Annotated in this window: 7 protein-coding genes; 2 read left to right on the top strand and 5 right to left on the bottom strand. The window is 56.7% G+C overall.

Annotation, left to right across the window (positions count from 1 at the left end; genetic code table 11):
- Positions 1-56 precede the first annotated feature (56 nt).
- Complete coding sequence (locus B0G57_RS30405) at positions 57-299, bottom strand: hypothetical protein (protein ID WP_018443298.1); 243 nt, start codon at positions 297-299, stop codon at positions 57-59.
- A gap of 309 nt (positions 300-608) precedes the next feature.
- Between B0G57_RS30405 and B0G57_RS30400 the strand changes: the two genes are divergently transcribed.
- On the top strand, positions 609-1610 hold the full coding sequence (locus tag B0G57_RS30400) for a DUF4062 domain-containing protein (RefSeq protein WP_018443299.1): 1002 nt from the start codon (positions 609-611) through the stop codon (positions 1608-1610).
- Positions 1611-1707: 97 nt separating this feature from the next.
- Here B0G57_RS30400 and B0G57_RS30395 read toward each other — a convergent pair whose 3' ends face one another.
- The 4 genes from B0G57_RS30395 to B0G57_RS30380 form a co-directional block, all read right to left on the bottom strand.
- Complete coding sequence (locus B0G57_RS30395; protein WP_018443300.1) at positions 1708-2055, bottom strand: hypothetical protein; 348 nt, start codon at positions 2053-2055, stop codon at positions 1708-1710.
- Positions 2039-2569: a hypothetical protein gene (locus B0G57_RS30390; protein WP_018443301.1), complete on the bottom strand. Its 531-nt coding sequence runs from the start codon at positions 2567-2569 to the stop codon at positions 2039-2041. The genes B0G57_RS30395 and B0G57_RS30390 overlap by 17 nt, the downstream gene beginning before the upstream one ends.
- Positions 2569-3051, bottom strand: coding sequence for a hypothetical protein (locus B0G57_RS30385; RefSeq protein WP_018443302.1), 483 nt, complete (start codon positions 3049-3051; stop codon positions 2569-2571). Before B0G57_RS30385 ends, B0G57_RS30390 begins: the two co-directional genes overlap by 1 nt.
- A 628-nt stretch (positions 3052-3679) precedes the next feature.
- On the bottom strand, positions 3680-6409 hold the full coding sequence (locus tag B0G57_RS30380; RefSeq protein ID WP_102607425.1) for a DNA-primase RepB domain-containing protein: 2730 nt from the start codon (positions 6407-6409) through the stop codon (positions 3680-3682).
- Positions 6410-7628: 1219 nt separating this feature from the next.
- On the opposite strand from B0G57_RS30380, the gene B0G57_RS30370 reads away from it, so the two are divergent.
- Entirely contained in the window at positions 7629-7994 is a 366-nt protein-coding gene (locus tag B0G57_RS30370; RefSeq protein WP_018443305.1) for a hypothetical protein, read from the top strand.
- Positions 7995-8191: the final 197 nt, after the last annotated feature.

Raw genomic sequence — 8191 nt, 5'->3', positions numbered from 1 at the left:
CCGCATGATAGCGACGGCCGCGACCTCAGCAGGTCAGCCGCCGAACACCGGCAAATCTAGTTGTCGCCACCGGCAAAAGTAATTGTCGCCAGACACTTGCGATTGAACCGATAGCCGTACATGCCGCATTGTGGCGTGATCGGCCCGCCTGCCATCTGGCCTTCGCGGCATAACTCCTCAACCGAGGCGAGAGGGCGGCCGTAAGCATCGAATTGCTGGCCGGTCGATGGGTTCCGATACTGTGCCATTGCGAAGGTAGGCACGAGCAACGCCGCGACGAGCGTGGTCTTGATTTTCACTTGCGTTCTCCGTTGTTGATGACTTCTTTTGTGGAACTGCGGGAGCGATTATCGAGACATTCTGCGCGCCTGATTGCAGCCGAAATGAGATTGCCGCGTGCAACTGCCTATATAGGGCAGTCCATGCCAAATTGACTATGCGATGAGTTTGCGATAGGACGCGTGAGGGACTTCGACAGGCGTTGTATTCGCGCGACGGAACGGACTGGCTGCGCTCCGCTATCGGTGTTTTTCGCGTGCTCGGGACACGTTTTGCCGAGTGATAGACTTCGGGTCACATAGTTGCGGACTCGCGGAGACCAGTCGGAAATGGATAAGAAATACCAAGTGTTTATCTCGTCCACTTACATGGACATGAAAGCGGAACGTCAGGCTGCTGTTGAGGCGATCTTGGACGCGGGGCACATCCCCGCCGGTATGGAGTTGTTCTCTGCTTCGGACAAGAAGCAAATCGAAGTCATCAAGGGCTGGATCGATCGGAGCGACATCTTCATGCTGATACTGGGAGGGCGATACGGTAGTGTCGAGCCCGAGTCGGGCAAGAGCTACATCCACTTGGAATACGAGCATGCGGTCCAGACAGGCAAGCCGTTCTTCGCTCTGTATCTGACGGACAAGGCAATCAACGGTAAGGTGATGTCGCTTGGTACGGATGCTATCGAGCGAAACGACACCAAGAAGCTGAACGAGTTTCGCGACTTGGTCAAGAGCAGACTGTGCAGCGAAATCGAAGACTTGAAGGACATCCGCATTCAAGTTCCGAAGTCGATTCGCGAGCTTTCCGCCGCGAACAAGTTGGAGGGCTGGGTGCGGGCGTCTGAAGCTCCGGACCTATCGCCGCTGCTGGCCCAACTCGGAGCGTTGCACGAGGAGAACGCCAGACTGAAGGCCGTTGTCAAAGAGGTCGGTGAATCTCCCCGCGTCACCAATGAGCTTGCGGAATCGACTCTAGACTTGCCTTTGTCTCTGGAGTACGAGTTGGAGACGAGGAGTATTGGCGGACTGGCGACAACTGATAAGCGACATTGGCAGGGGACTTACTTGCAGATGTTCAACACGTTAGGTCCACGGTTGCTCGATGAGCCCGCTGACAGTAGTGTTCGCCAGTACCTCGCAAGGGTTCTGAAGGAAGGGACGGTCAACGTTATTCGCGCGAGAATTGTTGAAAGCTCCTACCAAGCGATGAAGATGAGGCTCATGGCGCTCGGCGCGATCGATATCAGGCGATCAGACGGCGCAACATACTGGAGCCTCACCGAAGCCGGGAAAGCGCTCTTAATGAAGCTACATGCCGACGAGCAAAGTGCATAGCGACGAGTCTGCATGTAGAAGTCCCGCACGAGTCTCGCGGCCTTCCTGACGACCTGACCGCGCACCTGCGACTGCTTCGACTAGGCAGGTGCCGCAATCATCGAATCAAGCCGCGCTGCTGAAGGTCCGCGAGTTCTCGCCGCTGCTCATCGATCAAGCACTCTCGCGCCCACAGCTTTCGTGCGAGTGTGCCAGGTGGAGGCATGGCGGCAAGCAGGTCATCGGATAAAGCCGCGCGGTGCGTACTTGGTACGTAGGTGTCTTGCCGCTGCACACCGATGATCGAGAGCAACTTTTGGGCGATGCCTTCGCCGTTCGGCTTGGGTTCTTGCGCGGCTGGGGCCTCGAAGAATGTTCCGCTGGGCTCCTGGGCCTTGGGCTGGGTATCGGTATGGGGCTTGGCGGACTTCGCCGAAACGGCCTGCAATTTATCTCTGAGACTCATTTGCGCACTCCATCAACAGTTCGGCCATTTGTGTGCCGGGTTGGGGCCACTTGCCGGTAATGAATATGTATATCGCCAATCGATCAGCCGCGCCCATCTCATACAACGCATCCAAGAACGGCTCGTTCTCCGGCGTGATATCGAGCAATGACCGCAAGGCCTCTTCCTGCTCGTCATCGGTCATGAAGTACAGATAGGCCACGACAAACTTGCGCCACCACGCGTCCATCGTGCGGAAGTCCTTGATCCACTCGCCATCGTTCGTGGCAAATTGCATCGCTGCTTGCGCCGATTGGTCGCGGAGATAAAGGTGACGCCACCCAGCCGGATCGAATCGTTGAATCATCCCGGTGGTGCAGCGCTCGTGTTCGGGCAATCGATCTTCAGGCCCGTAGCACGCATAGAAGTCGTCCAGTGTCCGCTCGGAGTTCTTTGGAAGCGATGCGAAGGCCGCGCGGTTCGCGACGCGGCGACCGTGGGCCTTGAGAATGTCCCTGTATTCTTGGGCTTCCATCAATGCACCTGCTTGCCTTCGGGTGAAGGAACGGCGTTGGACATCCTGTAGAAGTCCGCGAGGGTATGGCCGACGCGGCGCTTCGTGCTGTCGTCCAACTCCAGATAGCCGCACATCGCGTTGAGCGAGTTGATGGCGTTCAGCCGCGTGGTGTCCCTGACGCGCGGGTCTTCGATCAAGCGCAACAGCGCGAGTACAGCCTTGTGCTGCGTCCATAGTTCGTCTTTGATCGACTTCGAGTTCAGGGCGTGCTCGAAACGCGCTTTGACGTACGGGTTGCAGTCTGCCGCGCGTCCGAGGGCGTCAACGTTGTGAAGGCTGACGTTCAATCTGATCAACTCGAATGCCTCGATCACAGCGATGTCGCGCGGAATGCCTTTGGCCCTCAGCTCAACGTATGCGTCAAAGCACGGGTGGAACTGTTGCGCGTATGCCGCGTTGGCAAAGTCGCTCATTTCGTAAACAGTTTGGTTATCGTCCATGATGTTTCTGCGGTGTGTCGATGTCTTACGCGCGAGGATAGGCGGCCGCAGTGTTCTCGTCATCAGCATCGCCGCGTGCCTGCGACGGTCCTTGATGAGTCCTTCTAGGCGCTCGGATCATCAACCTCGGTGCGAGGACTGCCTGTGCGAGGAAGGGGCTGCTTGCGCTGCGCATAGTTTCAAGTGCATCGCCGCCTGCGTGTCGGTTGGCCTCTGGCCTATGAGGCCTGCCGAACTGAGCTATTCCTCGGAAGTCTCGGAAATTGTTTGGATTTCCGAGAATCTGAGAAGTCCTTATAGAGCAAGGCTTTGCCGCCTATTTCTCGGATTCTCGGAAGTCTCGGAAGTAAGTAGGGGAGATAGATAAGCGAGTCTTAATCCTTGGAGTAAAGATGTGGAGTCGTATCGTAATTACCCGACGTAGCGAGATATCCGAGATATCCGAGGATTTTGCGCAGTGAGCCAAAATATCGACGTAGAAACAAAGGGTTAGGCCATCTCCGAAATATCCGAGGCTTACGAGTTTTCTTTTCCGAGGGAAGCGCAAAATTTCAAGCGCTACAACGGATAAGGGCGGAATACCCGTCAGAATATCCCGCCTAAGACAAAATAAGCTCAACTTACAGACTCAAAACCCTTCAGCCCGTTTCCATTTTTCCCACCGCTCGCGATTCTCAGGCTTCGCAGGCGCATCCGTTGCTTCAAGCAGCTTCTTGATTCTTGCAATCGCCCAAACCCTTTGTTTATCGTCGCACAGCGATTTATCACGCACATAGACCGTCTGCGCCCTATCATTCCACCAGATATCCCAAGGCACTTTGTGCCACCCAAGCTCGACCATCATTGCGGCGACTTGCCGAGTGTTGCGGCTCCGCACGCCAGTATCGCGCTGCATGTGCTCGCTCAGAAGTGAAGTGGCAATTGCATCGGCACACACACCGAGCTCACCACGCTCCAGATACAGGTCCAGTTTCGTGCCGCCAGAGTCCGTCGATTCGAGCCCAACCATGATCTTCTTCGATTCAGTCTCAGGCGCGCGCATTCCCCACTTCATACCTTGCTTCAACCGGTATTCTATGAAGAACTTACGCAGTTGCGGCGCTTCCTCCCGAATCGCGCACACGATTCGCTCGAAGTAGGGGGCAAGCGCTTGCTCCGGTGGCAACCCAGCCACGCCCTCAGCGGCAATGAACTCGCCAATGTTTCTCCATTGCGTGAACTCGACCATCCAGCGGCGATCACCGTCCTTCAACGGCAGTGCGTTCACGAAATTGGTCATGCCGACATAGTTCGTCGCATTCATCGTTTCGTGCCGTTTTACGTTCTTGTCCTCAACCTCAATCTTATGATTGGTGATGTAGGGCTTCATCTTGTTCGTGGCATGGTGACGGTTTTCGGTGGGCGCGGCCTTGATCTCTTCGATGGCCATCACAGCCTTGCCCTTGGCCCACCCTGTGTACTTCTCGGACAGTTGGTCGCCAGACACTTGGCCAACGTTCGCCTCTCCCAGCAGCGCCCCCATAAGCCCCTGGAAGATGATCGTTTTGCCGTCACCCTCGATGCCCTTCACGAGAGGTGCAAAGCCGATGATTTCACCGGGGCGCTGCACATTCATGGCAATCCAAGACTCGATGCGTTCTGCCGAGGCCTCGTTGCCGAACAACGTGCGCAGGTGATACTGAATCGTCATGCGCGCGGCCAGCCCTTCATGGGTGAGTTCGTCAGCCGTCTGCGGCACGGAGCGTTCGTCGAACAGGTTCACGTACACCGCACCCTCAAACTCGAACACTGGCCCTTTGCCCATGACGTATGCAGTCGCGGCAACCGGCTTCGGCCCGATAACATTCTGGACGTAGTGCCACGCTGTCTTAGTGCCCATCTTCCCTTCAGCGCTGATCGAGAAGTGCCGCTTGCCGAACACCGCGTTGAACGCGGCCTGGTCAAACATGAACCGGTTTCCAGGCCGGCACATTTTGCCTTCGCCGATTGAGAAGCACCACCCATTCATCCAATTTGACGCGCCCACGCCCAGGTCAGCAGTTGCCTTCGCTTCGAGCCGCGCTCGATCGTCCACGCTCTTCTTCATCGAGGCGGCTGCGGGCTGCTCCGGTCCGGATATATCCGCGCCAGCAGCTTCTTTCGCCACCTGCACCGGTTCAACCATGGAATGTGCAGCAGCAGGGCCCTCGGCTTCGACAAACGCGCCGTTCTCAAACAAGAAGCCCTCCCAGACAACGGACGCGGCCGCCTCAGCATTGATGCGCGCCAACTCGTCAGCAGCCACAGAAACGGCTTTCTCGACCGACTCAACCAAGCCGGACTCAACTACAAACTTGCTCCACGTGCGGCCCTTTTCCTGGCACGAGGAGTGGTAGCAGTGGAAGGTATATGGCCTGTCCATCCCCTCGGCACGCGGCCCAGAGATATAGGCCCGGTTATCGCCCGAAGAGTGTTCGGCGCCCCAGGGACAAGGGATTACGTACTTGTCCTCGCCCTCCTCCTGAAGCGCGCCCGCCGCGCGGTGCGTCTCAACAGCGGCTTCAAACAGGGCATCGTTGTAGACGTCGCCGCGCTCTTTGCGCTCGCCGGTCGATTCGTATTTGCGCGACTCTCGAATTTCCACATGGAACGCACCGGCAATCTCCTCGATGGAGTAGCGCCGATCGTAGTCAGCCGCATCCAGCCGCACTTCGAACGGATTGCCGGATTCGTCCGCATACTTCAACTCGCCATCGTCCGTGCGCTTGTTGTTGATTCCGAATGGGAGCCGCATCACGCGCACAGGGTCATCCAGCTTATCGCCACCCTTGCCCTTGATGACCTGATCGATGAACGACACGAGAAAGTTCTTGAACTTCTTGCGGTCATATTCCGGCTTGTCGAGGAAGTACCAGACCTGGAAATTATCGGGTGAGGTTTCGACCACGGCAGTAGGCGGCAAGATCGCAGCAAGCTCATCAACCGACCGCGAACCTTTCGAGCCTTTGCCGTTTCCGATGTCATCCAGGCAAAGCGCCAAGCCGCACTTGAAGTTCTGCACCTTGCGCGGCCATATCGTCTTGCCATTTTCCTCTTTCGGATTTACTGCGGCGATGCACGTGTAAATGTTTTCGTCCAGGCTCAGGTTGGTCGAATCGTTGAACGACTTCATCCAAAAGCCGCTCTTCATCACGTCAGGTTTCTGGCAAACCAGCACGCGGTCCTTGCCTTCCAGCCCTGAACCGAGTTCAGCAGCGAACTCTTCCGCCATTGCTCGGCGCTGCGCCAGCGTTGGGCGGTCGATGTCGAACGCCTTAGATGTCGGATTCGACAGGGCGTTTTCAGACGGGGTATTTACGCGGTCACTGCTTGCACTCATAATCAAATCGCTCTGGTTGTTGGTTGGGTCGCAGCGCTAACTGCGTCCGGTGTTGATGAGATCACTAGCCCGCTTGGTGAAAGCCTCGCGGGCTTCTTTTTGTCCAGCAGCGGCTGCATGGACGAGACGTACCGCGTACAGCACATTGAAATCCTACGTCTTACGGCATCAGCAAAGGGGCCACCGCTGGCGGTCACACATCAAAGAAAGACCGGCCAACAATGTCGTGACGCCTGCGACCGCGCGACGCTTCAGGGATTTCGAACGGTGCGCGGCCGTCATCGCTCAACTTTGCGAGGCAAAGCCGCAGATACTCCGACATCGTGATTCGCTCGCGCTTCAAGACTTCCTCCACAGAATCACGGACGCTGCGCGGAATTGCGGCGGATACGATTGCAAATCCTTCAGCCATGACTCATGCTCCTTATCACTCGTTCCGCCGCGTCGTTCAGCAACGGGATAACCACAGTTTCACAAAGCCACCAAAGTGCCAGTGCAGTCTTCAAGTGTTCCATGATTAGGACTCCTAATCAGCGTCCGAACACAGGCGCGGCAGTACAATAAGCACTGAGGCCCGCGCTTGGTTGGTCGCGTGTTTCGCTCCTGAAGCCCCTGTTCCGGTTGTCCGCCTGGCAGGGGCTTCGCCTTTCGTACTTCGTGTTACTCGATGGGTCTATTTAATAACGAGCCGAGTGTCTGGAGACACGCACTGTTCGGAGGAAGCCTCGGCGATCAAAATTTCACCCCAAAAATGTGATCACCTCCAAATCGTGCAACCGAAAGTGTTGCGCGGCAGCGACTTGAGTCGGTCACTCCGATCTGCTATGGGCATTTAGCCCGTTCGCGGGCGTCTTGATACAAGGACGGCCAGTACGCGGTAGCCGAACAGACGATACGTCCGCCTTCAGCGCGTCGGCAAGCGCCTTTCGCATGTATTCGCCGAACGAAATCCCAGCCGCTGCGGCTGCTGATTGCGCCCGCTCGCGAAGGTCCGGTGTGATGGTGAAGTAAGCGCGTGGGTTAGCCATGTTCTTTCTCCTAAACGTGGCGACAATTATCTGTTCGGTAAATGTTCGCGCGAAACAAATCCGCCTCCTCTAAATCCGGGGGAAGATTTATTTTCATTGTGCGGTGTTTGGACATTGGCGGGTCGAGACAATAGCTACACGTGGCCCAACGAGCCGCGCACCAAACCAAACACTTAGGACTACAAATCATCATGAGCACCCTTCCGATCTTCATCAGCGGCAATGACGAACTCACTCTTGAGCCTATCGATTTCCTGAACGCGGCCGTCCTCCATCACTTCACTTCGGCACAAGATCGCCGCCTGTATGCGCTCCTCCGTGCCTTCGGACATCCGGCCCTCGAATCGTTCATCCGTGCTTTCGGCAAGACCTTCATCGGGCGTCCGGATGAATTGGCACGGGCAGCAGAGCATTTCGAGAACACGCAATCGTTCAAGCGCGAGTTCAGCCACGCGGCTGAGGACGCAGGCGAGGAGCGCGTCAAGCGCGAGCTCAAGCGCCGTTGCGAGGAAGTGATCGGCTCAACGGTAAGCGCTAAATCTGCCCCACATCGTTAGGTTTCGCGTTACCGGGTAACATCTTTCGAATCGATAGTTACCGGGTAACGAGGGAGATGGGAGATGACACAAACGACGGCACAACGGCAAGCGGCTTATCGAGCAAGGCGCGACACGGCAGGCAAGGATGGCAACGGTGATCGACGTCTGGATATGTGGGTGAGCACGGAGGCGTATCTTGCTCTGACGCGGTTAGC

Origin of the sequence: Trinickia symbiotica (assembly GCF_002934455.1) — a bacterium.
Classification (GTDB): Bacteria; Pseudomonadota; Gammaproteobacteria; order Burkholderiales; family Burkholderiaceae; genus Trinickia; species Trinickia symbiotica.
The sequence above is the reverse complement of the archived record's forward strand: the minus strand, read 5'-3'. Positions and strand labels throughout refer to the sequence as shown.

Excerpts from the sequence above, each read along its gene's own strand:
- B0G57_RS30380 (WP_102607425.1), bottom strand. The coding sequence starts at position 6,409 with ATGAGTGCAAGCAGTGACCGCGTAAATACCCCGTCTGAAAACGCCCTG.
- B0G57_RS30390 (WP_018443301.1), bottom strand. The coding sequence starts at position 2,569 with ATGGAAGCCCAAGAATACAGGGACATTCTCAAGGCCCACGGTCGCCGC.
- B0G57_RS30385 (WP_018443302.1), bottom strand. The coding sequence starts at position 3,051 with ATGGACGATAACCAAACTGTTTACGAAATGAGCGACTTTGCCAACGCG.
- B0G57_RS30370 (WP_018443305.1), top strand. The coding sequence starts at position 7,629 with ATGAGCACCCTTCCGATCTTCATCAGCGGCAATGACGAACTCACTCTT.
- B0G57_RS30395 (WP_018443300.1), bottom strand. The coding sequence starts at position 2,055 with ATGAGTCTCAGAGATAAATTGCAGGCCGTTTCGGCGAAGTCCGCCAAG.
- B0G57_RS30400 (WP_018443299.1), top strand. The coding sequence starts at position 609 with ATGGATAAGAAATACCAAGTGTTTATCTCGTCCACTTACATGGACATG.